Annotated in this window: 25 protein-coding genes; 10 read left to right on the top strand and 15 right to left on the bottom strand. The window is 66.2% G+C overall.

What is annotated here, in order from left to right:
• Positions 1 to 3 precede the first annotated feature (3 nt).
• The 3 genes from HZB49_RS21710 to HZB49_RS21720 form a co-directional block, all read right to left on the bottom strand.
• On the bottom strand, positions 4 to 993 hold the full coding sequence (locus HZB49_RS21710; protein WP_291615106.1) for a 2Fe-2S iron-sulfur cluster-binding protein: 990 nt from the start codon (positions 991 to 993) through the stop codon (positions 4 to 6).
• Positions 990 to 2,855: an ethylbenzene dehydrogenase-related protein gene (locus tag HZB49_RS21715; RefSeq protein WP_291615108.1), complete on the bottom strand. Its 1,866-nt coding sequence runs from the start codon at positions 2,853 to 2,855 to the stop codon at positions 990 to 992. The genes HZB49_RS21710 and HZB49_RS21715 overlap by 4 nt, the downstream gene beginning before the upstream one ends.
• A gap of 243 nt (positions 2,856 to 3,098) precedes the next feature.
• A complete protein-coding gene (locus HZB49_RS21720; RefSeq protein WP_291615110.1) occupies positions 3,099 to 4,670 on the bottom strand; it encodes a hypothetical protein in 1,572 nt (523 codons plus the stop codon).
• A 257-nt stretch (positions 4,671 to 4,927) separates the two neighbouring features.
• Here HZB49_RS21720 and HZB49_RS21725 point away from each other — a divergent pair, with 257 nt between their 5' ends.
• On the top strand, positions 4,928 to 6,739 hold the full coding sequence (locus HZB49_RS21725) for a type I secretion system permease/ATPase (protein ID WP_291615112.1): 1,812 nt from the start codon (positions 4,928 to 4,930) through the stop codon (positions 6,737 to 6,739).
• Complete coding sequence (locus HZB49_RS21730; protein WP_291615114.1) at positions 6,736 to 8,661, top strand: HlyD family type I secretion periplasmic adaptor subunit; 1,926 nt, start codon at positions 6,736 to 6,738, stop codon at positions 8,659 to 8,661. The genes HZB49_RS21725 and HZB49_RS21730 overlap by 4 nt, the downstream gene beginning before the upstream one ends.
• 1 nt (position 8,662) lies before the next feature.
• Here HZB49_RS21730 and HZB49_RS21735 read toward each other — a convergent pair whose 3' ends face one another.
• On the bottom strand, positions 8,663 to 9,619 hold the full coding sequence (locus HZB49_RS21735) for an alpha/beta hydrolase (RefSeq protein ID WP_291615116.1): 957 nt from the start codon (positions 9,617 to 9,619) through the stop codon (positions 8,663 to 8,665).
• 264 nt (positions 9,620 to 9,883) lie between these two features.
• Here HZB49_RS21735 and HZB49_RS21740 point away from each other — a divergent pair, with 264 nt between their 5' ends.
• Positions 9,884 to 10,069 (top strand): hypothetical protein, encoded by a 186-nt coding sequence (locus HZB49_RS21740; RefSeq protein WP_291615326.1) that lies wholly within the window; start codon positions 9,884 to 9,886, stop codon positions 10,067 to 10,069.
• Positions 10,070 to 10,223: 154 nt separating this feature from the next.
• Here the strand turns inward: HZB49_RS21740 and HZB49_RS21745 are convergent, their stop codons facing one another.
• The 5 genes from HZB49_RS21745 to HZB49_RS21765 form a co-directional block, all read right to left on the bottom strand.
• The gene (locus HZB49_RS21745; RefSeq protein WP_291615118.1) at positions 10,224 to 10,508 is read right to left on the bottom strand and encodes a hypothetical protein; all 285 of its coding nucleotides are present in this window, start codon (positions 10,506 to 10,508) and stop codon (positions 10,224 to 10,226) included.
• Positions 10,509 to 10,611: 103 nt separating this feature from the next.
• Positions 10,612 to 11,286, bottom strand: a complete 675-nt coding sequence (locus HZB49_RS21750; protein ID WP_291615120.1) for a tetratricopeptide repeat protein — start codon at positions 11,284 to 11,286, stop codon at positions 10,612 to 10,614.
• A gap of 108 nt (positions 11,287 to 11,394) precedes the next feature.
• Entirely contained in the window at positions 11,395 to 11,520 is a 126-nt protein-coding gene (gene ykgO, locus HZB49_RS21755) for a type B 50S ribosomal protein L36 (RefSeq protein ID WP_006611362.1), read from the bottom strand.
• 289 nt (positions 11,521 to 11,809) lie between these two features.
• Positions 11,810 to 12,259 carry a MaoC family dehydratase gene (locus HZB49_RS21760; RefSeq protein WP_291615122.1) on the bottom strand — a complete coding sequence of 150 codons (450 nt, stop codon included), beginning with the start codon at positions 12,257 to 12,259 and terminating at the stop codon, positions 11,810 to 11,812.
• A gap of 13 nt (positions 12,260 to 12,272) precedes the next feature.
• Positions 12,273 to 12,749 (bottom strand): MaoC family dehydratase N-terminal domain-containing protein, encoded by a 477-nt coding sequence (locus HZB49_RS21765; RefSeq protein WP_291615124.1) that lies wholly within the window; start codon positions 12,747 to 12,749, stop codon positions 12,273 to 12,275.
• Between the two features lie 116 nt (positions 12,750 to 12,865).
• Between HZB49_RS21765 and HZB49_RS21770 the strand changes: the two genes are divergently transcribed.
• Genes HZB49_RS21770 through HZB49_RS21785 form a run of 4 tightly spaced genes read left to right on the top strand, consistent with a single transcriptional unit; the run spans position 12,866 to position 15,844 of the window.
• A complete protein-coding gene (locus tag HZB49_RS21770) occupies positions 12,866 to 13,750 on the top strand; it encodes an amidohydrolase family protein (protein WP_291615126.1) in 885 nt (294 codons plus the stop codon).
• A 36-nt stretch (positions 13,751 to 13,786) separates the two neighbouring features.
• Positions 13,787 to 14,626 (top strand): dienelactone hydrolase family protein, encoded by an 840-nt coding sequence (locus tag HZB49_RS21775; RefSeq protein WP_291615128.1) that lies wholly within the window; start codon positions 13,787 to 13,789, stop codon positions 14,624 to 14,626.
• The gene (locus tag HZB49_RS21780; RefSeq protein ID WP_291615130.1) at positions 14,623 to 15,366 is read left to right on the top strand and encodes a haloacid dehalogenase type II; all 744 of its coding nucleotides are present in this window, start codon (positions 14,623 to 14,625) and stop codon (positions 15,364 to 15,366) included. Before HZB49_RS21775 ends, HZB49_RS21780 begins: the two co-directional genes overlap by 4 nt.
• Before the next feature lie 4 nt (positions 15,367 to 15,370).
• The gene (locus HZB49_RS21785; RefSeq protein ID WP_291615132.1) at positions 15,371 to 15,844 is read left to right on the top strand and encodes a YbaK/EbsC family protein; all 474 of its coding nucleotides are present in this window, start codon (positions 15,371 to 15,373) and stop codon (positions 15,842 to 15,844) included.
• Between the two features lie 19 nt (positions 15,845 to 15,863).
• Here HZB49_RS21785 and HZB49_RS21790 read toward each other — a convergent pair whose 3' ends face one another.
• The 4 genes from HZB49_RS21790 to HZB49_RS21805 all read right to left on the bottom strand — a co-directional run bounded on the left by HZB49_RS21790 (position 15,864) and on the right by HZB49_RS21805 (position 18,959).
• Positions 15,864 to 16,856 (bottom strand): tripartite tricarboxylate transporter substrate binding protein, encoded by a 993-nt coding sequence (locus tag HZB49_RS21790; RefSeq protein WP_291615134.1) that lies wholly within the window; start codon positions 16,854 to 16,856, stop codon positions 15,864 to 15,866.
• Between the two features lie 88 nt (positions 16,857 to 16,944).
• Positions 16,945 to 17,442 carry a TPM domain-containing protein gene (locus HZB49_RS21795; protein ID WP_291615136.1) on the bottom strand — a complete coding sequence of 166 codons (498 nt, stop codon included), beginning with the start codon at positions 17,440 to 17,442 and terminating at the stop codon, positions 16,945 to 16,947.
• A gap of 1 nt (position 17,443) precedes the next feature.
• A complete protein-coding gene (locus HZB49_RS21800; RefSeq protein WP_291615138.1) occupies positions 17,444 to 18,328 on the bottom strand; it encodes a YgcG family protein in 885 nt (294 codons plus the stop codon).
• A 22-nt stretch (positions 18,329 to 18,350) separates the two neighbouring features.
• Positions 18,351 to 18,959: a LemA family protein gene (locus tag HZB49_RS21805; RefSeq protein WP_291615140.1), complete on the bottom strand. Its 609-nt coding sequence runs from the start codon at positions 18,957 to 18,959 to the stop codon at positions 18,351 to 18,353.
• A 220-nt stretch (positions 18,960 to 19,179) separates the two neighbouring features.
• Here HZB49_RS21805 and HZB49_RS21810 point away from each other — a divergent pair, with 220 nt between their 5' ends.
• Genes HZB49_RS21810 through HZB49_RS21820 form a run of 3 tightly spaced genes read left to right on the top strand, consistent with a single transcriptional unit; the run spans position 19,180 to position 22,423 of the window.
• Positions 19,180 to 20,067, top strand: a complete 888-nt coding sequence (locus HZB49_RS21810; RefSeq protein ID WP_291615142.1) for an enoyl-CoA hydratase — start codon at positions 19,180 to 19,182, stop codon at positions 20,065 to 20,067.
• A gap of 1 nt (position 20,068) precedes the next feature.
• On the top strand, positions 20,069 to 21,214 hold the full coding sequence (locus HZB49_RS21815) for an acyl-CoA dehydrogenase (RefSeq protein WP_291615143.1): 1,146 nt from the start codon (positions 20,069 to 20,071) through the stop codon (positions 21,212 to 21,214).
• A 12-nt stretch (positions 21,215 to 21,226) separates the two neighbouring features.
• On the top strand, positions 21,227 to 22,423 hold the full coding sequence (locus HZB49_RS21820; RefSeq protein WP_291615146.1) for an acyl-CoA dehydrogenase family protein: 1,197 nt from the start codon (positions 21,227 to 21,229) through the stop codon (positions 22,421 to 22,423).
• 99 nt (positions 22,424 to 22,522) lie between these two features.
• Here the strand turns inward: HZB49_RS21820 and HZB49_RS21825 are convergent, their stop codons facing one another.
• Together HZB49_RS21825 and HZB49_RS21830 are read right to left on the bottom strand one after the other, a co-directional pair.
• Entirely contained in the window at positions 22,523 to 24,850 is a 2,328-nt protein-coding gene (locus HZB49_RS21825) for a xanthine dehydrogenase family protein molybdopterin-binding subunit (protein ID WP_291615148.1), read from the bottom strand.
• A 173-nt stretch (positions 24,851 to 25,023) separates the two neighbouring features.
• Entirely contained in the window at positions 25,024 to 25,899 is an 876-nt protein-coding gene (locus HZB49_RS21830; RefSeq protein ID WP_291615150.1) for a dihydrodipicolinate synthase family protein, read from the bottom strand.
• Positions 25,900 to 25,943: the final 44 nt, after the last annotated feature.

Raw genomic sequence — 25,943 nt, forward strand, 5'->3', positions numbered from 1 at the left:
GCCTCAGCGCGCCGCCCAGCGCGCCCGCGCCTGTTCGGCCGGCGTCGTGGTCGGTACGAAGGGATCGGCATAGCAGCGTGCGCCGGCGGCGCGCGCGATCCGTCCGACGCTCTCGGTCATGGCCGGCGCGCCGGACGTGTAGACGACGATGTCCGGCGACAGCGGCGGCAGATGGTCGGTCGGCAGGCCGCCGCGGATCGCCGGAAAATCGCTTTGCGGCTCGTCGACGACCGGGATGATCGTGACATTGGGAAACGGCGCCAGCCGGCACAGCGCGCTGTGGCAGTACAGCGACTGCAGCGTTCGCGCCGCGACGATGAAGGTGAGCTCCCGCTCCGGCCGCTCCATGATGGCGGCGACTGCAATCGACCACATCGGCGCAAAGCCGGTGCCGCTCGCCACCAGCACCATGGGACCGCGATGGTTGCGGCGCAGGAAGGCGCTGCCGAACGGCCCCGACAGCCTGACCCGGTGGCCGCGCCCGATATCGCGGCCGAGCGCGGAGGAAACCTTGCCTCCCGCCAGGCGGCGGATGTGAAAGTGCAGCAGGCGATGGTCGGGGCGGCGTTCCAGCGGATAGGTCGGGCTGTAGGAGCGCGCCGGATAGCCGCGGAAGGACAGCTTGCAGAACTGCCCGGGCAGAAAGGCAAGCGGTTTCGGCACCTCGATGGTGAGGCCGGCGATATCGGGCGCAAGCCGCACGATCCCGGCAACGCGGCCCGACAGGGCGACGGGATCGGGCACCTCCTCGGTAACGATGGCGATGTCGGAGACGATGCGCGCCTGGCAGGCGTGGATCATGTCGTCGCCCGGCTCATGACCACCGAACACCCTGCCCTCCACCAGCCGCACGCGGCAGGCGCCGCACATGCCGGCACGGCAATCATGCGGCAGCTCGACCCCGTTCGTCAGCGCCCAGTCGAGCAGGAGATCGCCGGCATTGGCGAGATAGCGCTCGTTGTTGAGCACGACCTGGCAGATCCGCCGCATCATTCGATCTCCAGGCGGATGGGACGGACGTGCCGCGTATGCCGGATCTGGGTATGGTCGAATGCGGCGACGCGCATGAAGACGCCGCTCTCGACCGGAACGTCGAAGGGGCTGCCGGTGTCGAGGCGGCGCGCCACCTCCAGCGACCAGCGGCCGCTTGCCCAGCGCGCCGCGCATCGGATGTCGGCGCGGTCGCCGGAAAATTCGCCCGAAAGGATCACGCCGGGAACGACCGTGCCCACCGGCATGCGCGAATCGAGCTCTGGCGAATAAGCCAGCGATTCCGCTTCCGTCATGAACCAGCGCGAGCCGCTGCTCTCGCCCTGGTCGGGATCGAGGTGGAGCTCGCCCATTGCTTCCTTCATCGCAACGACATCGCGCGGCAGGCGGCGCGGCACGATGGTGCGGTCGGCGGCGGCATTGGCGACGAAATTGTCGGAGTAGCCGGCGGTGCCGGGGTCTGGCGCATAGCCGCCCTTGTAAGGCGCGGCGTGACTTGCCTGCTGCGGCGTCGGCGGCAATGGCGGGCCGAAATGGCCGTCGTCCATCCAGCCGGCCGCTCCGCCGCTGGTCGCCTTCCACAGCCAAACGTCGACCGCGCCGACGCCTTCCGCCGCATAATGCAGCCCGCGGCCGGTCATGGTGGCGGGCCTGTCGGCCAGCGGCTGCGGGCTGGCGTGAAAAGTGCGGTCGCCGGCGATGGTCACGTCGGCGCGGGTGAACAGCACGGAAAACTTGTCCTCGCTGAAATCGCGCTCGTCGCCGTTCTCGAAACCGTTGTGCAGGAGATGCCAGCCGTCGGCTTCCTTGATCAGCGGCAGGTGCTTCAACGAACGCGTCGGATCGTCCCAGGTGAACATGAAATAGGCCCAGACGCCGTCATGCACGGCGCGAATGTCGATGCGCGCCTCTCCCCTGCCGTCGAAATTGTCGCCGTGATGCGTGACCAGCGTGAAGGGATGAATGTTGCGCCAGACGCGGTCGGAGGCGTCGCCATCGACCAGCGGCGCATCGGAGCTGGCGATGCGGCGGACCTGCAGGCGATCGACCGCGAGGCGGTCGCTCGCCACAATCAGCGAGACGCCGGTGAATGCAACCGCCAGCGCCACGACCAGCGGATTCGCCTGCAGCGTCGCGCGGCCCCTGAGCGTCGCACCGCGTGCGGGCCGCCGGATCGGATGCGTCGGCCAGGTCTGTGCGGCCGGATGCTCCGGCTGCAAGCGCGCCTCGGGCGCATGGGTCTCGTCGCGCTCCGCTTCCGGCTGCAGGCGCGCCGACTGCTCGGCGAGCAGCGTCAGGAGTTCGACCGCATCGAGCGGCGGCGGCGGCGGCGCGAGATGCGACGGCCGGAAGATGCGCAGCAGTTGCGCCAAACCGCCGAGTCTCGCATGCGTCAGCACGTGCAGGGCGACGCAGGCCGGCACCGCCCAGGTCGCGTACCAGTGCAGCATTGCAACGTCATGGCCGGCGAACAGGCCGAAGTAGAGCAGCCCGCCGCTCGCCAGCAGCGCGGCAAGGCTGGCGAAGAGCGCCCAGGTGAGCACGGCATTGAGCGCGCGCAGCCTGACCTGCCCCTTGCCGAACAGCCCGCGCAGGCGGATTTGATCGAGCCGCACGCGCGCCGTGAGCCCGGAGCGGAAGAGATAGATCGCATAGGCCAGCGCCGATGCGACGAGCACCAGCGCCGCCTGCATGTGCGGCACCCAGACATTTTCGCGCGGCAGCACCGCGTCGAGCAGATTGAGCCACTGCCGGTCGGGCGCTTCGGTCGCGATCCGCAGGCCCGTGACGAAGGCCACGCCGAGCCCGGCTGCAAACAGCCAGTGCAGAATGACCGTGCCATAGTCCGTCTTGCGATCCTTCATGGACGCACTCCGCCGCCGGACCGCATCATGCGCCGCCACAAATCCCGACTTTCACACCGCAAATCGCTCACCCCAATTCCAGATCGCGCCCCGCCGGAGGCGGCGAGGCCATGCTTGTCGTGCCGACCGCGGACGAAACCTCAGCCGTGGCGGTCCGACCCGGCGAGACCCCAACCGGGTCGAACCGCCGACAGCGCTGGTCTCCCCCAAATCGGATGCAGGCCCGCGCCGCGTCGAAGCGCATCATCCCCACAGGTGATGGAAGTGATGCCCTTCGAACCTGTCGGCATGGACGTGGTGCGGAATGTCCGCACCCGCGCCGACAAGGCTGAAGCCGGCGTCTTCGCCTTCAGGCCCGATCGCCGCTGCGGCAAGCGGTTGCGGCGCCGCCGCGGCGGAGGCCGTTGCCGGTGCTGCCGCGACGTTCGTGGCGGCAGCTGCAGTTGCTGCCGCGGCCGCGGGAGCCGGTGTCGCCGTCGACAGCACCTCGGCGAGCGTCAGTCCGTCCGGATTGTAGGTGCCGCCGGTCACCGGGATGTTGTTGCCGCCGACATCGGCGGCATTGTCATGGATGACCTGGGCCGCCGCCGCCACCAGCGCCGCGTTGCCGGTGGTAAGGCCCTTGATCATCGCGTCGACCTCGGCCCCGAGCGTACTGCTCGGCGTCAGTTCATTGTCGAAGCGCGCCTCGAAGATGCCGCCCTGCGACAGGTCGAAATCGGAAGCGTTCTTCTCGAAGGTCTGAAGCCGGGCGATCAGCGACTGGATCGCGGCGGTGTCGCCCGAGCCGACGAGCTGGATCGCCTGCTGTCCGAGCGCATTGCCGTCGGCGATGAAGTTCGCCCAGAAGTTCGTCTGCGCCTCATTGTCCTGATATCGCGGCGTCGGATTGAGTGCATCGGGAAATATGGAGAAGCCGGCAACGCCGCCCTGGACGGCCATGTTCGCCAGATTGGTATCGCCCTGGATGATGTCGATCATGTCGAGGATATTGTCGTTGCTGGCGCGGCCGGCATCCGGACTGATGCCGGCCTGATTGACGTAATTGATCTCGAGCTGCGCCTGCCGCATGACCGTGTCGGCATGGATGCCGGTGAGCCCACCGAACAGCATGGGTTGCGCTTGGATCAGGTCGTGGAGACCGGTGATGACGGCATTCATGTCATCGGTGATGATCTGCCGGTTGTCGTCGTTGACGCCGCCGAGTATGCGGCTTGCCGCGTCGTTGAAGATGGCGCCGATCTCGGCGAGATTGGCATGCGGCGCCGTTGCGGCTGTGACGCCGGCGGCGAGTGTCGCCGGCGTTGCGAGGAATCCATTGCCGCCGTTTTGCGTGGCAAGGCCTTGCAGCGCGGCATCGCCGTTGACGATATTGAGAATGTCGAGGTGACTGGTGCGCAGCGCATTCTCGGCCGCCGCGACGCTGCCGAACGTGCCGCCGCCGTTCACCGAGGCGGTCGCCGCCGACAGCGCGGTCGTGATGTCGGACAGAATTGTCTGTACATGGGTCAGCGCGGCGCCGGTGAATTGTCCGGCCGCGATCTCCGCCTGCAGTCCGGTCTGCACCGCCGTGAGATCCTTGAGATAGCGGAACACGCTGCCGTTGCCCTGACCTGCCTCCTCCACGACGTTCTGCCAGAGACCGCCGACCAGGGCGCGCGTGGCATCGTTGAAGGTGGCGCCGAGATCGGCGAAGGCGGGCGCCGGCGTCGAGGGCGGCGTCGACGGCGGATCGGGAGTCACCGGCGGTGCCGGCGGATCGGGATCGTCGGGAATATTGTGATGATGGCGATGTTGATGATGCGAGCGAGCCATTTTTCTTATCCCCTTGCAGTTCTCCGCGCTTGAACCGAGGGTTGTCCCGCTTCGTGGCGTCTTTCGGACGACACGCGGGTCATTGCGTGCACAAGCAAGGTGATAGCCTGACCAATCGGTGACAGGCGCGCCGTGCCTCCACTACGCCGCCGTTTCTCCAATCATCGACATGGCCGGCGTCGCATTGCCGCCGGAAAATGGTCGGCTTGGGTTCCTAGCAAGCCGATATCGACGATCGGGGCGCAGAAGGCATGGATATGAGTTCCGCGTACAATCACGCTCGCCCGCCCGCAGGCGCTGCAAGCCTGCCGGCTCCGGACGATCCGGTCGCCGCGCGGCTGCAGGAAAGCGCGCGCCGGATGGCGGGGATCGCCGTGTTCAGCGGCGTCGTCAACGTGCTGATGCTGTCGGGCTCGCTCTACATGCTGCAGGTCTATGACCGAGTGATCCCGAGCCGCAATGTCGCGACGCTGATCGGGCTCTCGCTGATGGTGCTGTGTGCGTACCTGTTGCAGGGTTATTTCGACGCGCTGCGCTCGCGGATGCTGTGCCGGGTGGCGACGCTGTTCGACGCCGGCCTGCAGGAGCATATCCACACCGCGCTCGCCACGCTGCCGCTGCGCGGCGCCAAGCCGATGCTGATGCAGCAGCCGTTGCGCGACCTCGACCAGATCCGCGCCTTCATGTCCGGCATGGGCCCGACCGCCTTCCTCGACATGCCCTGGATTCCGATCTTCCTGATCGCGCTGTTCTTGTTCCATCCCTTGATCGGCTTCACCGCACTCGCCGGCACGGTCGCGATCATCGCAATGACGCTGCTTTCCGAGCGCCTGTCGCGCGGCGCGGCCAAGACGGCGATGGATCTCAGCGCGCAGCGGCAGGTGCTCGCCGATACGACGCAGCGCAATGCCGAGGTGATCCGCGCGCTCGGCATGCTCGACCGTTTCACGGCGCGGTGGTCGCGCGCCAACGAGCGCTACCTGCGGGAAAACATCCGCGCCAGCGACGTCTCTGCCAATCTCGGATCGGGCGCCAAGGTGCTGCGCTACGTGTTGCAGTCCGGCATGCTGGGGCTGGGCGCCTGGCTCGTCGTGGCCGACAAGGCCTCCGGCGGCGTGATGATCGCCTCCTCCATCATGATGGGGCGCGCGCTCGCACCGGTCGAGGTGGCGCTGGGCACCTGGAAGCAGCTCGTTGCGGCACGGCAGGGCATCAAGCGGTTGCGCGAGATCTGCAAGGCGACCGCGCCGCCGGCTGCGCCGCCGGTCGAGCTGCCGCGGCCGAGCCGCGAGCTGTCGGTACAGAATCTCTCGGTCGTCGCCCCCGGCATGGAGAGGCCGATCGTCAGCAACGTGTCGTTTGCACTGTCCGCCGGAATGGGGCTCGCGCTGTTGGGGGCCAGCGCCTCCGGCAAGACCTCCCTCTCCAAGGCGCTGGTCGGGATCTGGCAGGCGGCATCCGGCGTGGTGAGGCTCGATGGCGGCGCGCTCGACCAGTGGCGCAACGCCGATCTCGGCCGCTATATCGGCTACCTGCCGCAGGATGTCGCGCTGTTCGACGGCACGGTGGCGGAGAACATCTGCCGCTTCGACGAAACCGCAACCTCGGACGCGATCCTGAAGGCGGCGCGGGTCGCGGGCGTGCACGACATGATCCTGCGCCTGCCCGACGGCTATGCGACGCGGATCGGCGCGGGCGGCATGTCGCTCTCGGCTGGGCAGCGCCAACGCGTCGGGCTCGCGCGCGCCGTGTTCGGCGATCCCTTCCTGGTCGTGCTCGACGAGCCCAACGCCAATCTCGACACCGAGGGCGAGCAGGCGCTGACCCGTGCGATCCAGGCGCTGCGCGCCGCCGGAAGCATCGTCATCGTGATCTCGCACCGGCCGAGCGCGCTCGCCGCGCTCGACATGGCGCTGGTGCTCTACGAAGGCAAGGCGATCGCCTTCGGCCGCCGCGACGAGGTGTTTGCGCGCGTGAGCAACGCCAGCCGGCAGATCGCCGAGCGGCAGGCTGCCGCCGCGCCAGCGGTCGCACGCCGTGCCGCCGCGTTCGAGGGAGCTGCATCATGAACCATCGACGCGAAGCCCGAGACAAAGCCCACGACGAAGCTCATGACGATGTGCTGGAACGTCCGCGCCGCGAGCCGCCGCGCGACGTCGGCCCGCAAGGCGAAGCGCTGATCCTGGAGCTGCAGCGCCTGCGCCAGGCATTCGAGCGCGACAACTGGAATGAGGCGGAAGTGCCGCCGCAGCGCCGTCCGCCACTGAATGACGCCGGGCCCGCCGGCGCCCCGCGCCGCCGCGCGCAGTGGCGGCCGCGCAAGAAGCGTGGAATGGGCCGCGTCATCGAGGTATGCCTCGAACAGCTGGGACTGAACGCAGGCGCGCCGGCCGCCTCACGCATGCAGCAGCCTCCAACTACACCGCCGCCGCGCGCCGCACCACCGCAGCGAAAACGCAAACCCGTCACGCTGGTTGCCCCGGTCGCGATGGATTTTTCGAGACCCGGACCGGAGATTTCCAGCCCGAAGCCGCCGCCGGTGCCTGTCGAAGCGACGGCCAGGGAGCAGGATCAACCGCGCCTCGAGGCCCCGCGCCCGCCTGACACGCGCTTCGGCCAACTGATCGCGCAATGCCGCAGCGGCGTCGCCTTCCTGCTCGCGCCGGAAGAGCCGGCCGGAGAAGGCGACAATCTGGCCTCGGCGACGGGACGCAACTTTGCCCGCGAACTGAAGGTCGGGCTGCGCGTGCTGATCGCAGCCGCCGTGCTTGTCGGCGGCTGGGCCACGCTGATGCCGCTCGCCGGCGCAGTGGTGGTACCCGGCAATCTCGTTGTGCAGTCCAACGTCAAGGCGATCCAGCATCCGGCCGGCGGCGTGGTGGCTGAAATTCCGGTGCGCAACGGCATGCGGGTCAAGGCCGGCGATCTCCTGCTGCGGCTCGACGCGACCCAGGCCCAGGCGAGCCTGCAGGTGCTGACCAAGCAGCTCGACGAGTTCCGTGCCCGCAGCGCCCGGCTCGTTGCGGAACGCGACGGGCTGGCTCGGCCCGACCTGCCCGAAGAGCTCGCGCCGCGAATCGGCGAGAGCGCGGTGAAAAACCTGCTCTCCGCCGAAGCGACGCTGTTCCAGGCGCGCGCCAGCGCGCGCGACAGCCAGAAGGGACTCCTGCGCAACCGCATCGCGCAGCTCAACGAGGAGATCGCGGGGCTCGAGGCCCAGGTCGGCTCGAAAGCCAGGCAGCTCGAGCTGATCGCGGGCGAGCTGACCGGCGTGCAGGACCTGTACGACAAGCGCCTCGTGCCGTTGCCGCGGTTGACGGCGCTGCAGCGCGAGGCCGCCCGCATCGAGGGCGAGCGCGGGCAACTGACCTCGGCGATCGCCGAGACCAAAGCCAAGATCAGCGAGGCGCAGCTGCAGAGCGTGCGCATCGACCAGGATTTTCGCACCGACGTGGTCAAGGAACTCGGCGAGGTCAGGGGCAAGGAGGCGGAGCTTGCGGAGCGCAGCGTCGCCGCGCGCGACCTGCTCGATCGCATCGAGCTGCGCGCGCCCGCTTCGGGCATCGTCCACCAGCTCAACGTGCACACCATCGGCGGCGTGATCCGCGCCGGCGACACCGTCATGGAAGTGGTGCCCGATGCGGACGATCTGCAGATCGAGGCAAGGCTGCAGCCGGCCGACATCGACCAGGTGCGCCTGGGGCAGAAGGCGTTCACGCGCTTTCCGGCGTTCAACCAGCGCGTCACGCCGGAAGTCGCGGGCGTCGTATCCTACGTCTCCGCCGACATCAGCCGCGACCAGCAGAGCAATGGCAGCTATTTCACCGTCCGCGTGACGCTTCCGGAGGAAGAGCGGCGGCGGCTCGCCGGATTGCAGCTCGTCTCCGGCATGCCGGCAGAAGTCTTCATGCAGACCGGCAGCCGCACCATGCTGAGCTATCTGTTCAAGCCGATCACCGACCAGCTGCAGCGCGCCTTCGTCGAGCGGTGAATTAGTTCGCCGCGGCGGCCGCGCTGGTCGGGGCGAGACCTCGGACCATCGCCTCGATCTCGGAGACCACCAGGTCTGGCGCGGCGTACTGGATCATGTGACCGACGCCGTTGAGCACGATCAGCCTGGCGTTTTGCGCCGTCCTGGCGAGCGGCTGCGAGTGGATGTGGGTGGAGACCGTCTTGTCGACGTCGCCGGCTATGATGGTGACCGGCACGGCGATGTCTGCATAGCGCGGCGCCTGCTCGGCCATTGCCGCGCGCAGCGTCACCAGGTCCCAAGCGTTGGCGACGAATTCGCGCGGCCGCAGCAACAGCCGCGTCGCACTGTCCTTGATGAAGCTCTCCGGCATCGGCTGCGGCGCGAACACGCTGCGCGAACCGGACTCGGCGAGCAGGAGCCCTAGCGGCAGCATGACGGTGTGCGCCAGCAGCGGGCCGATCACCGGCGCCGTGACGGCGTAATTGTACTGGCTGACGCCGCCGGGCCACGGATAGGCGACCGGCGCCAGCATCACGAGACCGGCGACGCGCTCGGGATGGTCGAGCGCAAGTCGCAGGGCCAGTGCCCCGCTCCATGAATGCGCGACGACGACCGCGCTGCCTATGCCGAGCTTGTCCAGCGCCTGCGAGATCATGCGGGCCTGCGGCTCGGGCGTGGAATCGGAAAAACTCGCGCGCGTGCTCCAGCCATGGCCGGGACGATCCACCAGGATCACGCGGTGATCCTGCGCCAGCCGTTCGGCGAGCGGGCGCATCACTTCCAGATTGGAGCTCGCGCCATGCAGCATCACGATCGGGGTGGCGCCGCGCGGCCCGAGTTCGACGACATGCAGCGTGGCGCCTTCGACCTCGACCATTTCCCCCTGCGCCGGGTGCGCGCGCTCGGCGAGCACGGCGCCGGTCCACGTGACCAGCGCCAGGGTGGCCAGCGCTGCCAGCACGATCAGCAAGAACATCGAGAGGATCCGGACGGGTTGGGGCACGGAAAAGCTACGAGCATGACGCACCCGGGTTTCGCTGCGGAGGGTCGAGTTTTCCACAAGCCTCCGCCCCTGTGGATAGCGGGTTCACATCCCCGTAATTACCCGGTGCTTAGGTTTTTCGGCGGCATTTTCGCCACGTGGCGGCCCCACCCGAAGAGACAGGTCGTCTGTCCGGTCTTTCCCCGCAATGCACAGGAACCGGGGGGACGGCCAAGCGTAAAGCGAATAAGCGGAGGGATTTCAATGCGTACCCTGAACGAAGCAGCCATCGACAAGATCGTGGCTACCTGCAACGGCGACCTGCGGGGGGCGCTGAGGGCACTCTTGCTCGTCAACGAGCAGCTGGAAGCGGAACTGGCACAGCTCTATGCCGTCGTCTCGCCCGGCGGGCTCGCCCAGCGCGGCAACCAGGCGCTGCACTGAACTGGAGCATTTTCGGTTCTGATTGGATCAGAACCGAAGCTCCAGATTCTTGATTTGACGCGTTTTCTTCGCGCGAACCGGTGTCCACTTCGCTTGAAAACGCTCTGACTGAAGCATGTTCCTTCCCGAAAATCGTCGGGACCATGCTCAGGCGTCACTCGTCCTTCTTCTCGTCGGCCGGTTCCGGCGTCGGCGGGCATGCACTGATGGTGGAACGCGCGAGCTTCGCGTCGTCCATCGACTTGTACGGCCCTGAGGTGAACGAGGTGCTGTACTCGCTGCCGCTGCCGGCATAGGCGGGCAGCCCAAAGGTCACCGGCTGGCTGGTGAGGATGTTGCATTTGCCGGTGTTGCGGTCACCGGCCACCCAGTAGTTCTGGGCATGAGAAGCTGTTGCGAACGCGACCGACATGACGCCGGCGAGCAGCAGGGATTTCATGGTCGTGCTCCCTTGCATGGACCCCGCGATATAAGTCGCGCGCGGGCGGCGGACCTGCCAGTCCGCAAAATGTCCATCGCATGCGGTGGTTAACGCGACGCCACTAGATATCGCGGCCTTCGACCTTTTCGGTCAGCGACTTGACCATGTCGGGCACCTTCTCCAGGTGTGGATTGACGGCCAGCGCCCGGCGGAACGCCTCCAGCGCGCGCTTCTCGTCGCCAAGGTCATTCATGATCATGCCGAGCCCGACGAGCGCGCCGAAATGGCGGGGCTCGCGAATCAGCACCTGCTGGATGTCCTGCATGGAATGAACGTAGTCGTTCTTCAGGTAATAGAGCGTCGCGCGGCGGTTCCAGGCTTCGGTGTAGTCCGGCCGCAGCTTGACCACGGAGTCCAGCAGCTTCAGCGCGATGTCCATCTTCTGGGCATCCATCGCCGTCTTGGCGCGCGACATCAGAAGCGCAGCGGTATCGCTCGGCGTCTGCATCCACATCGCCCAGATCCGCGCCTCGACATGCTTGGCGCTGGCTTCGTCGGGCGCGGCCTTCAGCGCGCCGAACAGGAAGTCGAGCCCCTTGGTGCGGTCGGCGCCGACCTTCGGCAGCTTGGCGGGCGCCTCCGGAAGCTTCTTCCTGGAATCCTTGGGCGGAACCACCCGGGGGTCGGCTTGTGCGAAAGAGGTCGCGGGCAGCGCAGCCAGAATCGCGGCGACGAGGATCGCTGCGCCGGTGTGGCCAAGCCGAGGGAATCTCAAACCCAAGAATCTCAAACCCATGGCGCAAGTCTAAACGCGAAAAATCGCGCTGCAAAGCAGCGCGATCCTCAAACCGAAGTGAAAAGAGAGGCCGAAAGGCGGCTCAGCCAGCCTCAGGTCAGCCCCGGATCAGCCCTGGCGGGCCTTGAAGCGGCGCTGGACCTTGTTGATCACATAGACCCGGCCCTTGCGGCGGACCAGGCGGTTGGCGCGATGGCGGCCGCGCAGCGATTTCAGCGAGTTACGGACCTTCATGGGACAATCCTGATAGTAACGTTCAAAGGCCGCGGCTCGCGCCTGAACCTGATTGGGTGCCAACCGGCGAATTGGGGTTTTGCCCGGCGGCAAACCGCCCGGGAACGGGGCGGTTTCTAAGGCATCCCGGCCAAATGTCAACCGAAACGGGCCTTTTCCGGGGGCATTTGGGTCTGCTGAACCAGGAAAAATCCCAGTCATTCCGGGGCGATGCGAAGCATCGAACCCGGAATCTCGAGATTCCGGGTTCGCTCCCTTCGGTCGCGCCCCGGAATGACGGCCGGATTGATCACTGGCAAAACAGGTCCATCGGGAATTCGACCATGGCCTCCCCGCTGGCGACCTTCTCGCCGTGCTGGTTCTTCACGACCACATCGATCAGCACCCAGCGGGATTTTGCGGTGGCCTGCTTGGCCTTGATGATTCCCGAGGGCTGGATCAGGTCGCCCGGCTTCACCGGCTTGACCCAGCGGGTCTCGAGCCTGCGGTGCACGGCTCCGGCGGGATAGGCCCAGTCGGTGATCATGCGCGAGATGAGGCCGAAATTGTTCATGCCGTGCATGATGATCCCGCCGAAATGGGTCTTGCCGAAACTCCCCTTCATGTACTCGTCGTCGAGATGCAGCGGGTTGTAGTCGAGCGAGGCGTCGCAGAACAGGCGGATGGATTCCCGCGTCACCGCAAATTGCGGTCCGTCGATCAAGTCGCCGGCGGAAAGGCTGTCGAACGTCGTCGTCATCGCGCTCTCCCCCTCACATCGGCCGAATCGTCCAGCCGCGGCCGGAACAGATTACGTCGCCGTGCTGGTTGAAGAAGACGTTGTCGTGAACGACGAACAACCTTTCGCGCTTGATGAACTTGTCGAGCGCGCGGGCCTCAAGCCGGATGACGTCATTGGGCCGCGCCGGGATGTTGTAGCTCCAGGACTGCCCCGCATTGACCGTGCCGGGCGAGCGCATCCAGTCGTCCGCCGGCGTGCAGGAGAACATCAGGAGGATATGGATCGAGGGCGGCGCGATCAGGCCGCCATGGCGGGTGGTCCTGGCGTAGGCTTCGTCGAAATAGACCGGATGGGTCTCGCCGACCGAGCGGCAATAGAGTTCGATCGCCTCTTTGGTCAGCGTATAGGGGATGGTCTTGCGCGGCGCGCCGGGGACGATCTCGTCCCAGACCTTGCGCAGATTGGCGTCCTTCCAGAAATCGGTCTCGAAGGCTTGCGCCTGGGCCATGCCGTCCTCCCGTTTTTGCGGTGATATGCCGCCTTGCGAAATTTGTTATATAGTATAATCAATTTTCCGGAACCCAAAATCAAGCCGCCCGTGCGCCTGCGCGGCCAGAGGAAACCATGCCCAAGCTGAAGCTGCCCGACATCGAGAAAGTCGTCGCCATCGACATCCACACCCATGCGGAAGAGCCCTGCGGCTGTCATGCCGACGACGGCTATGACGACTTCCAGGCGCGGATGGCGGAATATTTCGGTTCCCCAAACAAGCATCCGCCGACCGTGCCAGAGACCGCGGCCTATTATCGCGCGAAAAACATCGCGGCCGTGATCTTCCCTGTCGATGCCGAGCGCGAGACCGGTTTCCGCCGCTACAACAATTACGAGATGCTGGAGGTCGCCTCCGATCATCTCGATGTGCTGATCCCCTTCGTCAGCATCGATCCGCACAAGGGCAAGCTCGGCGTGCGCGAGGCGAGGAAGCTGATCGAGGAATACGGCGTCCGCGGCTTCAAATTCCATCCGACCATGCAGGGCTTCTACGCCAACGACCGCATGGCCTACCCGCTCTACGAGGCGATCAATGACGGCGGCGCGATCGCGCTGTTCCACACCGGGCAGACCGGCGTCGGCAGCGGCATGCCCGGCGGCATGGGCATGCGGCTGAAATATTCCAACCCGATGTACATGGACGACGTCGCCGCCGATTTCCCGGATCTGAAGATCATCCTCGCCCATCCCTCCTTCCCCTGGCAGGAAGAGGCGCTGTCGGTCGCGACCCACAAGCCGAACGTCTATATCGACCTCTCCGGCTGGTCGCCGAAGTATTTCCCGCCGATCCTGGTGCGCTACATCAACTCGATCCTGCAGGACAAGATGCTGTTCGGCTCGGACTGGCCTGTCATCACGCCGGACCGCTGGCTGTCGGATTTCGCCAAGCTCGACATCCGCGAGGAGATCCGGCCCAAGGTGATGAAGGCCAACGCACGGAAGATTTTGGGCATCTAGCGGAGTATACTCGGGGGATCACTCGCGAGGTGATCCATGCGAGCCTTCGCCAGATCAGCCGCCGTCCTCGCCGCGCTCTCCATCGCCGGCGCGGGTATCAGCGTTGCCGCGGCGGCCGATGCGCCGCCGATTCCGGTCGAGTTCGAAAGTCCCGTCGCCTCGCCGCAACCGCTCCACGGCTTCCTGCGCCTGCCGGGCAGCGGCCCCTCACCTGCCGTCGTGCTGCTGCATGGCTGCGGCGGTGGCTGGCGCGGGCTCGACGCGCGCTGGGGGCCGCGACTGTCGGCCTGGGGTTACGTGACCTTGACCGTCGACCGCTTTGGAACGCGCGGCATCCAGTCGGCCTGCACCGGCGGCGCGCCGCCCGCTACTGCGTACGACGCCTACCGCGCGCTGAGTTTCCTCAAGCACCACCCCGCGGTCGATCCCGAGCGCATCGCCGTGATCGGCTTCTCGCAAGGCGCCTGGCTCGCGCTGCTCTCGGTCGAGCGCGGCAGCATCGAGCGCAACGCGAAGGATAAATTCCGCGCGGCCGTCGGCTTCTACCCGCCCTGCCTCGGCTTCAAGGACGACATGACGGTGCCGACCCTGATCATGGTCGGCGAGCTCGACGACTGGACGCCGGCGCGGGAGTGCCGCAATCTGGCCGAAGGCCGCGACGATTGGGGAATCTCGCGCGAGAAGGGCAAGGGCGTTCCGATCGAACTGATCGTGCATCCCGGCGCCTTTCACGATTTTGACATCCCCGAATTCGTCACCCCGCGGCAACTGCTCGGCCATCGCCTCGAGTTCAACCAGGCTGCGCTGGAGAGCTCCATCGACGCGCTGAAGAAATTCCTGTATGCGACGATCGGCAGCAAAGAGAAGCAACCGTGACCATCAAAGCCATCGTGTTCGATGCCTATGGCACGCTGTATGACGTGCAATCGGTCGCCGATATCACCGAGGAGATCTTCCCGGGCTACGGCGAAATCATCACCCAGGTCTGGCGCATCAAGCAGCTGGAATACACCTGGCTGCGCTCCCTGATGCGGCAATACCGGGACTTCGCCGCGGTGACGCGCGACGCCCTCACCTACACGCTGAAATGCCTCGGGCTGGAATATGACGATGCGTCGTTCGCGCGCATCATGGAAAAATACCTGCACCTCGATCTTTATCCCGACGCCATGCTGGCGCTGGAGGCGATGGCGGAGAAGAAGCTTGCGATCCTCTCCAACGGCAGTCCCGACATGCTCAACGCGTTGGTGCGCAACAGCGGCCTGCGCCCGATCATCGACGCCGTTATCAGCGTCGATACGAACCGGATCTTCAAGCCGAGCCCCGATGCCTATGCGCTGATCGAGACCGTCCTGAAGATTCCGCCGGCCGAAGTCCTGTTCATCTCCTCCAATCCCTGGGACGCCTGCGGCGCCAAATCGTTCGGGCTCAACGTCGCCTGGATCGAGCGCGTCACGCCGGAGGCGATGGCGCTGGCGTGCCTGGAAAGCGACACGCTGCCACCATCAACCATGTTCAAGGCGATCCGCACCCAGATGGACGAGCTCGGCTTCGCACCCGACTATCGCATCCGCTCGCTCTCGGAATTGCCGGCCCTGATCTCCAGAAAGTCATAGCAACATGAGCATCGAATCGGTCCGTGCCTTCTTCGCGGAGAAGGCGCCGGAAATCACTGTGATCGAATCGGAGACGAGCTCGGCGACCGTGCCGCTTGCGGCAGAGGCTTATGGCGTCGAGCCCGGCCGGATCGCCAAGACGCTGTCGCTGCGCATCGGCGATCGCGTGGTCCTGATCGTCGCCAGCGGCACCGCGCGCATGGACAACAAGAAGGTGAAGGCGGCCTTCGGCGGCAAACCGAAAATGCTCGGACTCGAGGAGGTCGCCGATATCACCGGCCACGAGGTCGGCGGCGTCTGCCCGTTCGGCCTGAAATCGCCGCTGCCGGTCTATTGCGACGTGTCGCTGAAAGCCTTCGACGTGGTGGTGCCGGCGGCCGGTTCCACCCACAGCGCAGTGCGAATCGCGCCGCAGCGGATGGCGGAGCTGACATCGGCGGAATGGGTGGACGTCTGCCAGGCGCCGGTGACGGCGTAAGGACGGCGCTTCCGGTATCCTACTCCACCTTGCCGATCTTCTTCACCGCCGCGATCAGCCGCGCGCTGTCATCGGCGACGAATTTCGCGAACTCCGGCGCATCGAGATAGGCAACCGGACTGCCGGCGGTCTCGAATGTCTTCACCACTTCCGGCGCCTTCACGGCCTCGCCCACCGCCTTGCGCAACTGCGCCATGATCGGCGCAGGAAGCGCGGCCTGCGCAAACAGCCCGGCCCAGATGTAGAACTCGACGTCCTTGTAGCCGAGTTCCCTGAAGGTCGGCAGGTTCGGAAAGCTCTTGATGCGCTCGGCGCCCCAGTTCGCCAGCACCCGCAGCCTGCCGTCATCGACCTGCTGCTTCAGCACGCCCGGCGCCGAGGCCAGCGCCTGCACGGTGCCGCCGAGCAGCGCCGTCAGCGCAGGGCCTGCGCCGCGGAACGGCACATGCAGCAGCTTGATGCCGGCGCTGGCGGCGAACATCTCCATCGCGATGTGCAGCGTACCGTAGGGGCCGGAGGAGCCGTAGGGGATTTGCCCGGGCCTCGCCTTGGCGTCATCGACGAAGTCCTGCAGCGTCTTCCAGGGCGCAGACGCCGGCACCGCAAGCAGCGTCGGATCGGCGAGCACCCGCGCAATCGGCGCGAATTGCGACATCTCGTAGGCCACCGGGCGGTCGAACAGCCGGTCGGCCTCCGGCAGCACCGCCAGCGAGGACAGCGTCATCAGCAGCGTATAGCCGTCCGGCTCGGCGCGCGCCGCAGCCGCATTGCCGACCGAGCCGCCGCCACCGCCGGCGCGGTTGTCGACGATCACGGGCCTGCCGAGGATCTTTTCCATCGCCAGCGCCACCGGCCGCGCCGCCAGGTCAGCCTGTCCGCCGGCCGGAAACGGCACGATCATGGTGATGTTGCGGGTGGGATAGGCCGCGCCTTGTGCGAAGGTGCTGGCGGAGAACGCGGCAGGCGCCAGCGGCAACGCGGCGGCAACCTTCAACAGTTCGCGGCGATTCATCGGCATTCTCCCTTGGCTCTTCTTGCTTGATTGGAGCCTAGCCTAGACCGAAACCGCGACCGCACGCAAAGCGTCGCATGGCCTGACACTACAACACCACCGGCGCGTCGGGCAGTTCGTTGGGGGTACCGGGCCGCTTTGGGAAATGCTGCGCCATCAGCCGCGAGACTTCCTGGATGCCCTCGATGACGCCGTGTTCGAACAGGCCGGCACGGAAATCCTTTTCCATGGCGGCGCAGATCTTCTCCCACCCCGTGGCACCGACCTTCGCGTTGATGCCGCGGTCGGCGACGATCTCGACGTCGCGGTCGGCAAGCAGCAGATAGATCAGCACGCCGTTATTGTGCTCGGTGTCCCAGATCCGCAGCTGCGAAAAGACGTCGATCGCGCGCTCGCGCGCGGGCTGATCGCGGAACAGCGGCCTGCCGTCGAGCGCACCCTCCACGACAAAGCGGATCTGGCCGGAATGGCTGGCCTCGCCCGCCTTGATCGCCTGCTCGATGCGCGCAAGCACCTTTGGCGGAAAGATGCGCCGCTCACGCCAGCGATGCTCGAGGAGATGCCTGCCGATGCGCCTGATGCCCATGCTACCAGCTCCCCGATGCGCCGCCGCCGCCAAAACTGCCGCCGCCGCCGCTGAAGCCGCCGCTCGAACTGGAACTGCTGCCGCTGCTCCAGCCGCCGCTACTGCTGCTGCCGCCCGACCAGCCGCCGCCACTGCTGCTCCTGCCCGACGGCATGATGTCGATGAACACCACAATCAGGAACACGAACACGCCGGCAGCGAGCGCTGCGCCGATACTGCCCCACAGGAACCAGGCCAGCGCCGCGACGAAGACGCCGGATGCCGCCGAACCGAGCAACCGCCCCAGCGCGCTGCGCAGCATGCCGCTGACGACGTAAACGACGAAGAGCAGGAAGGGATTGAACGCATCGATGTTGCCGAACCAGGCCGGACGGTCCCAGTGCGGCGGCTCGGGCTCCGGCAGCTTCTCGCCGTTGACGAGGCCGATCATGCGGTTGACGCCGTCGGAAATTCCACCGGCAAAATCGCCGCTCCTGAACTTCGGCGTGATCATCTCATCGATGATGCGCTTGGTGGCGACGTCGGTCAGCACGCCTTCAAGGCCGTAACCGACCTCGATGCGGAGGCGGCGGTCGTTCTTGGCGACGACGAGCAGCGCCCCGTCGTCGACCTTCTTGCGGCCGATTTTCCAGGCTTCCGCCACGCGCAGCGAAAACGGCTCGATCGCCTCGCCGTCGGTGGTCGGCACGATCAGGACCGCGATCTGGCTGCCCTTGCGTCGCTCGAGATCGGCGAGTGCTTGCGTGATCTGCGCGACATCGCCGCTCGACAGCGTGCCGGTCCGGTCGACCACGCGGCCCGTGAGCTGCGGCACTGCAACCAGCGCAAGCGCCGGAAGTGCCCAGCTCACGAGCAGTGTCAGCACAACGGCCCGTAGCGCCCTCATCTCAGGCCTTCGTCTCGGTCACTCACTTGGAAGGAGCCGGCGTCGGACTGAAGTCCACCTTCGGCGCGACCGATATTTCCTTCTCGTTCGCCACCGAGAAGTTCGGCTTCTCCTTGTAGCCGAACAGCATGGCGGTCAGATTGTTCGGAAAGGTGCGGATGCCGACATTGTATTCCTGCACCGCCTTGATGTAGCGGTTGCGCGCCACCGTGATGCGGTTCTCGGTGCCCTCCAGCTGGGACATCAGGTCCTTGAACAGCGCATCCGATTTCAGCTGCGGATAGTTTTCGGTGACGACCAAGAGCCGCGACAGCGCGCTGGAGAGCTCGCCTTGCGCCTGCGTGAATTTCTGGAACGCGGCGGGATCGTTCAGCACTTCGGGCGTGGCCTGGATGCTGCCGACTTTGGCGCGCGCATTGGTGACCCCGAGCAGGACGTCCTTTTCCTGCTGCGCAAAACCCTTCACGGAATTGACGAGGTTCGGCACCAGATCGGCGCGGCGCTGGTACTGGTTGACCACTTCCGACCAGCCCGACTTGACCTGCTCGTCGTTGATCTGGATGGCGTTGTAGCCGCAATTGGTCAGGCTGAGGCAGGACAGCGTCGCCAGAACGGTGAGGAATTTGCGCATTTTGTACTCCCGGCATGATTTGTCGCAGGGTAGCAGAACAGGTTCATCGCGTGGGCAAGTTTCTCCGTGTCATTCCGGGGCACGCGAAGCGTGAGCCCGGAATCCATAACCACCATCGTGAGTATGGATTCCGGGCTCGCGCCAATAGGCGCGCCCCGGAATGACGCTGCCTCCGATTTGCATTGCTCGCCCCTTGCCTACCACTCGCCGAAATAACAACATGGCGGGCAACAAAATGAGGAAACGCGAGGGCGCCATGGAGTACGAGACGATCGTCGTGGAACGGCCCGACCCGCGCATTGCGCGGATCGTGATGAACCGGCCCGAGGCGCGCAACGCGCAGAATCTGCAGATGACCTACGACCTCAACACGGCGTTCGACCGCGCGGTGCAGGACGACGCGGTCAAGGTCATCATCCTTGCCGGCAACGGCCCGCATTTCTCTTCCGGCCATGACCTGCGCCCCGGCGGCAAGAACGCCGCCGGCGTCGATTTTCCACCGGTCGGAAATTGGGGCGGCTTCGCCGAGCCGAACGCACACGGCCGCTTCGCGCGCGAGCAGGAAATATATCTGCAGATCACAAGGCGCTGGCGCAACCTGGCCAAGCCCACGATCGCAGAAGTGCACGGCAAGTGCATCGCCGGCGGCCTGATGCTGGCCTGGGCCTGCGACCTCATTGTCGCGAGCCATGACGCCGAATTCTGCGATCCCGTGGTGACCATGGGCGTTTGCGGCGTCGAATGGTTCGTGCATCCTTGGGAGCTCGGCCCGCGCAAGGCCAAGGAGCTGCTGTTCACCGCCGACGTCTGGAGCGCGGAGGAAGCCCACCGGCTCGGCATGGTCAATCACGTCGTGCCGCGGGGCGAGCTTTCATCCTTCGTGCTGAAGCTCGCCGAGCGGATCGCGGCCAAACCTGCCTTTGCGCTGAAGCTGACCAAGGAAGCGGTCAACCGCTCGGTCGACGTGATGGGCCAGCCGGCCGCCATCGAGCAGGCCTTTGCGCTGCATCAGCTCTGTCACGCGCATAACCTCCAGGAATTCGGAATGGTGGTGGACCCTTCGGGCCTGCATCCTTCCGTGCGAAAACCCTCCACAGCGAAGTTGTAAGATGGACCTCACCCTCAGCGACGAGCAGCGCCTGCTGCGCGAAAGCGCCGACCGTTTTGTCGGCGAGACCTGCACCGCCGATCACCGTCGCAAGGCGGCGGCCGAGCCCAACGGCTTCAGCGCCGCGACCTGGAAGCAGTTCGCCGAACTGGGCTGGCTGGCGTTGCCGATTGCGGAAGAATATGGCGGCCTCGGCGGCGGCGCGATCGAGATCGGAATATTGATGGAGGCGTTCGGGCGCGGGCTGGTGTCAGAGCCCTATCTCTCCACGGTCGTGATCGGTGCGGGGCTGATCGGAACCAGCGGCAGCGAGGCGCAGAAGCAGGCGCTGTTGCCGAAAGTCGCCGACGGCTCGCTCTATCTCGCCTTCGCGCATGCCGAACGCGCCGCGCGCTTCGATCTCGACAAGGTCGAGACAACGGCCGCGAAAACCCCGAACGGTTTCCGGCTGAGCGGCCACAAGATCGCGGTGCTCGACGGCCAGGCCGCAGACCAGATCATCGTCTCCGCGCGGCTCGTCAGCGCCAACGGCTCTTCAGGCAAGCTATGTCTCTTCCTGGTGCCCGCGGGAGCGCCGGGAATGACCTTGCGCGATTATCCGCGGCTCGGCGGCGGCCACGCGTGCAGCCTCGACCTCCGCGACGTGCAGCTGCCGGCCGATGCGCTGCTCGGCGACGGCAGTGACGCGCTGCCCGCAATCGAGGCGGTGACCGATCGCGCCATGGCCGCCCTCGGCTCCGAAGCCGTCGGCATCATGCAGACCCTTCTCGACACCACGCTGGAATACACCAAGATCAGGAAGCAGTTCGGCCGGCCGCTTTCGGCCAACCAGGTGATCCGGCATCGCCTCGCCGACATGGCGATGCAATGCGACGAGGCGCGATCGATGGCGCTGCGCGCCGCGCTGATGGCGGATGCGGAGCCGGTAGCGCGCGGCCGCGCCGCCTCCGGCGCCAAGGCCAAGATCGGCAATTGCGCACGCTTTGTCGCCGAGCAGTCTGTGCAGTTGCATGGCGCCATGGGCGTCACCGAGGAGCTCGACATCGGGCTCTATTTCAAGCGGCTGCTCGCCTTCGACACGCTGTTCGGCGGCAGCGCTCATCATTACCGACGCCACGCCGTGCTCGGCGGGCGGGCTCAGGGCTAAGGGAGGCGCACCATGGACCTTACATTCAGCGCCGAAGAGCGCGCCTTCGAAAAGGAAGTCCGCGACTTCATCGCCGCCAACCTGACGCCGGAGATGAAGCGCGCCACCGCGCTGACGCCGTCGGTGTTCTCCGATCCCGATATCGGCATGGCCTGGCAGCGCGTGCTGCACAAGAGAGGCTGGGGCGCACCGGGCTGGCCGGTGCAACATGGCGGCCCGGACTGGACGCCGGCGCAGCGTTGGATCTTCGAGGCCGAATGCGCCCGTGCCGGCGTGCCCAATGTCAACGTGATGGGCGTCAAGATGGTCGGTCCCGTGATCATCGGGTTCGGCTCGCCCGAGCAGAAGAATTTCTACCTGCCGCGCATCCTGTCCGGCGAGGACTATTGGTGCCAGGGCTATTCCGAACCGGGATCGGGTTCCGACCTGGCGTCGCTGAAGACGCGCGCGGTGCGCGACGGCGACGACTACATCATCAACGGCACCAAGATCTGGACCACGCACGCCCATCACGCCAACCGCATGTTCGCGCTGGTGCGCACCAACGAGACCGAGCGGCAGCAGGACGGCATCAGCTTCATCCTGATCGACATGAAGACGCCGGGCATCACGACGCGGCCGATCCTCACCATCGGCGGCGATCACGAGGTGAACCAGGTGTTCTTCGACGACGTGCGGGTGCCCGTCGCCAACCGCGTCGGCGAAGAAGGCAAGGGCTGGACCTACGGCAAATATCTGCTGGAGTTCGAGCGCGGCGCCGGCATCGCCTCGGCCAAGCTGCGCGAGGCGCTGCGCACGATTTCCGACCTTGCGGAATCCGACGTCACCGGCCGGGCGATCGACGATCCCGACATTTCGCTGCGCATGTCGGAGGTCGAGGTCGACATCGATGCGCTGGAAATGACCGAGCTGCGCGTGCTCTCTGCGCTGCAGACCGGGCAAAATCCCGGCGCGGTGTCGTCGATCCTCAAGCTGCGCAACAGCGAAATCCGCCAGGCTGTGACGCGGCTCGGCGTCGACGTCATCGGTCATGACGGCCTCGCCGTCGAGCCGGTGCGCCCGCTCTACCGGCTCAACCACGAGCCGCCGGTGCCAGAGGAGATGCTGACGGTGGTCCCGGAATTCCTCAACGGCCGTGCCTGGACGATCTTCGGCGGCTCGTCGGAAATCCAGCGCGAGATCATCGCCAAGATGGTGCTGGGGATTTGAGTGCTGTCGTTCCGGGGCAGCGCGGAGCGCTGAACCCGGAACCTCGAAGTTGTGGCGCGAGATTCCGGGTTCGATGCTGCGCACGCCCCGGAATGACGGCTAGGCAGCCGCCCCCTTCGCGTCCCGGATTGCCTGCCAGATCTTGGCCGGCGTCAGCGGCGTGTTGAGCTGCTTGATGCCGAGTTCCGACAGCGCGTCCATCACGCCGTTGGTGATGCAGGGCGGGCCGCCGATGGCGCCGGATTCGCCGCAACCCTTGGCGCCGAGCGGATTGGTCTTGCACGGCGCGGAGGGATCGAGCGTCACCGCGATCGGCGGAATGTCGTCGGCGCGCGGCAGGCAATAGTCCTGGTAGCTCGCGGTGAGCAGCTGGCCTTCCTCGCTGTAGGCGACGCCTTCATACAGCGCCTGTCCGATGCCCTGCGCGACGCCGCCATGCACCTGGCCCGTGACCAGCATCGGATTGACGGCGACGCCGACGTCGTCGACCGTGGTGTAGCGGACGACTTTCGTCACGCCCGTCTCCGGATCGATCTCGACCTCGCAGATATGCGTGCCGTTGGGCCAGCTCGGCCCGTCGACCTCGCCCTCGCTGTCGACGGAGAGCTTTCCGGTGCCTTCCTTCTTGGCGATCTCGAACAGGTTGATGCGCCTGTCGGTGCCGACCACCGTGAGCCAGCCGTCGCGATACTCGATGTCCCCGACGGAAGCCTCCAGCAGGTTCGCGGCCTTCTCGCGCGCCTTGGTGATCATGTCAGCGCTGGAGACCGCGACCGCCGTGCCGCCGACGAACAGCGAGCGCGAGCCGACGCTGCCGAAGCCAGTGGCCAGATCCGTGTCACCCTGCATCACGTCGATCCTGTCGAGGGGAATGCCGAGCGCGTCCGACACCATCTGGCTGTAGGTGGTCTGCAGCCCCTGCCCCATCGCCATGGTGCCGGAATGCAGGATGACGCGGCCTTCGCCGGTCGCATGCAGGCTGACCTTTTCGTTATGCGCGCGGCCGCCGGTCCATTCGATGTACGACGTCAGCCCGCGGCCATAGAGCATGCCGCGCTTTTTGGCGGCGCGCTTGCGCGCGGCAAAGCCGTCCCAGTCGGCGAGTTCAGTGGCGCGCGTGAGCATGTGCGCGAAGGCACCGGAATCGTACACTTGGCCGACGGCATTGGTGTAGGGCAGCTGCGCCGGCTTGATGTAGTTCGCCTTACGGATGGTCCGCGGGTCCATGCCGATCTGGCGCGCCGCCGCATCCATCAGCCGCTCGACGATGAACACTCCCTCCGGCCGACCCGCGCCGCGATAGGCGCCGACCGGCGCGGTGTGGGTCATGACCGTCTTGACCTCGTAATGCACCAGCGGGAGATCGTAGACGCCGCTCTGCACGAACGGGCCGAGCACCAGCGGAATGATGTTGCCGGTGCCCGACGAATAGGCCCCGGTCGCGCCGATCGAACGCACGCGATAGGCCAGCACCCGGCCCTTGGCATCGAGCGCGAACTCGCCGGTCGAGGTGAGGTCGCGGCCATGGGTGCCGCCCAGAAATTCGTCGGTGCGGTCGCCGCGCCAGCGGATCTTCCTGTTCAGCTTGACCGCGGCATAGGCGACGATGCCGTCTTCCGGATAGATGCTGGTCTTCTGGCCGAAGCCGCCGCCGATATCGCCGACCAGCACTCGCACGCTGTCCGGCGGACGCTTGAGGATCGCGCCGGCCAGCAGGTCGCGGGTCGAGCCCGGCGTCTGCGACTGCGTGTGCAGCAAGAGCCTTCCGGTTCCCTTCTCGACCTCCGCAATGGTCGAGCGCGGCTCCATGGCCGAGGGCACCAGCCGCTGGCTGACGATTTCGAGCGAGACGGTATGCGCGGCCTTCGAGAAAACTTCCTCGACCTTGGCCGCATCGCCATAGCTCATCGCCGCGACGATATTGTCGGGCGCCTGCGGCCACACCACGGGCGCGCCGGGCTTTGTCGCCTCCACGGGATCGACCACCGACGGCAGCACCTCGTAATCGACCGAGATCGCCTCGGCCGCGGTCTGCGCCTCCAGCCGCGACTTCGCCACGACGGCAGCGACGGCCTCGCCCGCGAAGCGCACCACTTCATGCGCCAGCAGCCGGCGCGGCGGCACCGTCATGGCCGAGCCGTCCGGCCGCTTGAAAATGTCCAGCGTCGGCAGCGTGCCGATGTTGTCCCTGACGAGATCGGCGCCGGTATAGATCGCCGTCACGCCGGGCAGCTTCGCCGCCTCGGCTGTATCGATCGAGACGATCTTCGCGTGCGCATGCGGCGAGCGCAGCAGATAGAGCCAGAGCGCGCCGTCATCCGGCTTGTCGTCGATGAAAGCTCCCTTCCCGGTGAGCAGCCGCTGGTCTTCCAGACGCTTGATCGGCTTGCCCGCGCCAAAACGTAGATTGCCGGGAAGAATGTTCATTCGATTGTCCTTCGAGTCTTTTCGTTAGCGACGGGGTTTTAGCGGATTTTTCCTGCGAAACAACCGATGCCGGGCACAAAGCTGCATGTCATCTGTGCAGCGTGTGCGCCGCCGGGACAATCGTGTTCGCTCTCAGGAAAGTCGTGTCTCTGGTGGGGCAGGCCGTTGATGAATCAATTCACCTCGCGCAGCACGGTTTCCACGATCTTGCGCTGCTCGGCGGTGAGCGGCGCCTGCGGCGGCACGGGGTCGCCGACATCGTAGCCCTGGATCGCAAGGCCCGCCTTGATGCAGGCGGCGAGGTTGAATCGCGCGAAGGCTTCGTTGACCCGCCACAGCTTTCGCTGCAGAACCATCGCCTCGTCCCAGCGCTTGGCCTTGCAGAGCTCGTAGAGCGCGACGCTCTGCCGCGGGATGATGCAGGCCGGGCCTGCCATCCAGCCGAGGCCGCCGATCAGCATGACAGCGGCGGGGATATGGGCGGAGGCGGAAAACACCCGGATGTTGTCGCCGCAGCGGTTGATGATCGAGAGCAGCCGGCCGGTATTGGTGGAGGCGTCCTTGATGTAGCCGATGCGGGGATGTGCGGCCAGCCGCTCGATGACGTCGAGCGTCAGGTCCGAGCGCTGGAATTGCGGATTGGTGTAGATCACGACCGGGATGTCGACGGCATCCGCAATGGCGCGGAAATAGGCTTCGACGCCGCCGTCCGGCAGCGGGAAATACGCTTCGAGGATGGCGAGGATGCCGTCGGCGCCGAGCTTCTGGTACGCCTTCGCCTGCGCCACCGCATCCGCCGTCGAGGTCGAGACGACACCGGCAATCACGGGCACGCGCCGTTTGGCCGCCGCAATGGTGGTCTCGACCACCGCCGTGCGCTGCGCCGCGTTGAGATAGGCGAATTCGCCGGTTGAGCCGAGCGGGGTCAGCCCGTGCACGCCGGCTATGATGAGATCGTCGCAAAGCTTCTCCAGCACTTTGGTGCTGATCTGGCCTTGGGGATCGATGGGGGAGACGAGGTAGGGGAAGACGCCGTGGAAGTCGGTCATGACGACGCGATTCTAGATCGTCGCGCGTGAACAGGTCAAACGCG

Source organism: Bradyrhizobium sp., from assembly GCF_016219575.1.
Lineage (GTDB): Bacteria > Pseudomonadota > Alphaproteobacteria > Rhizobiales > Xanthobacteraceae > Bradyrhizobium.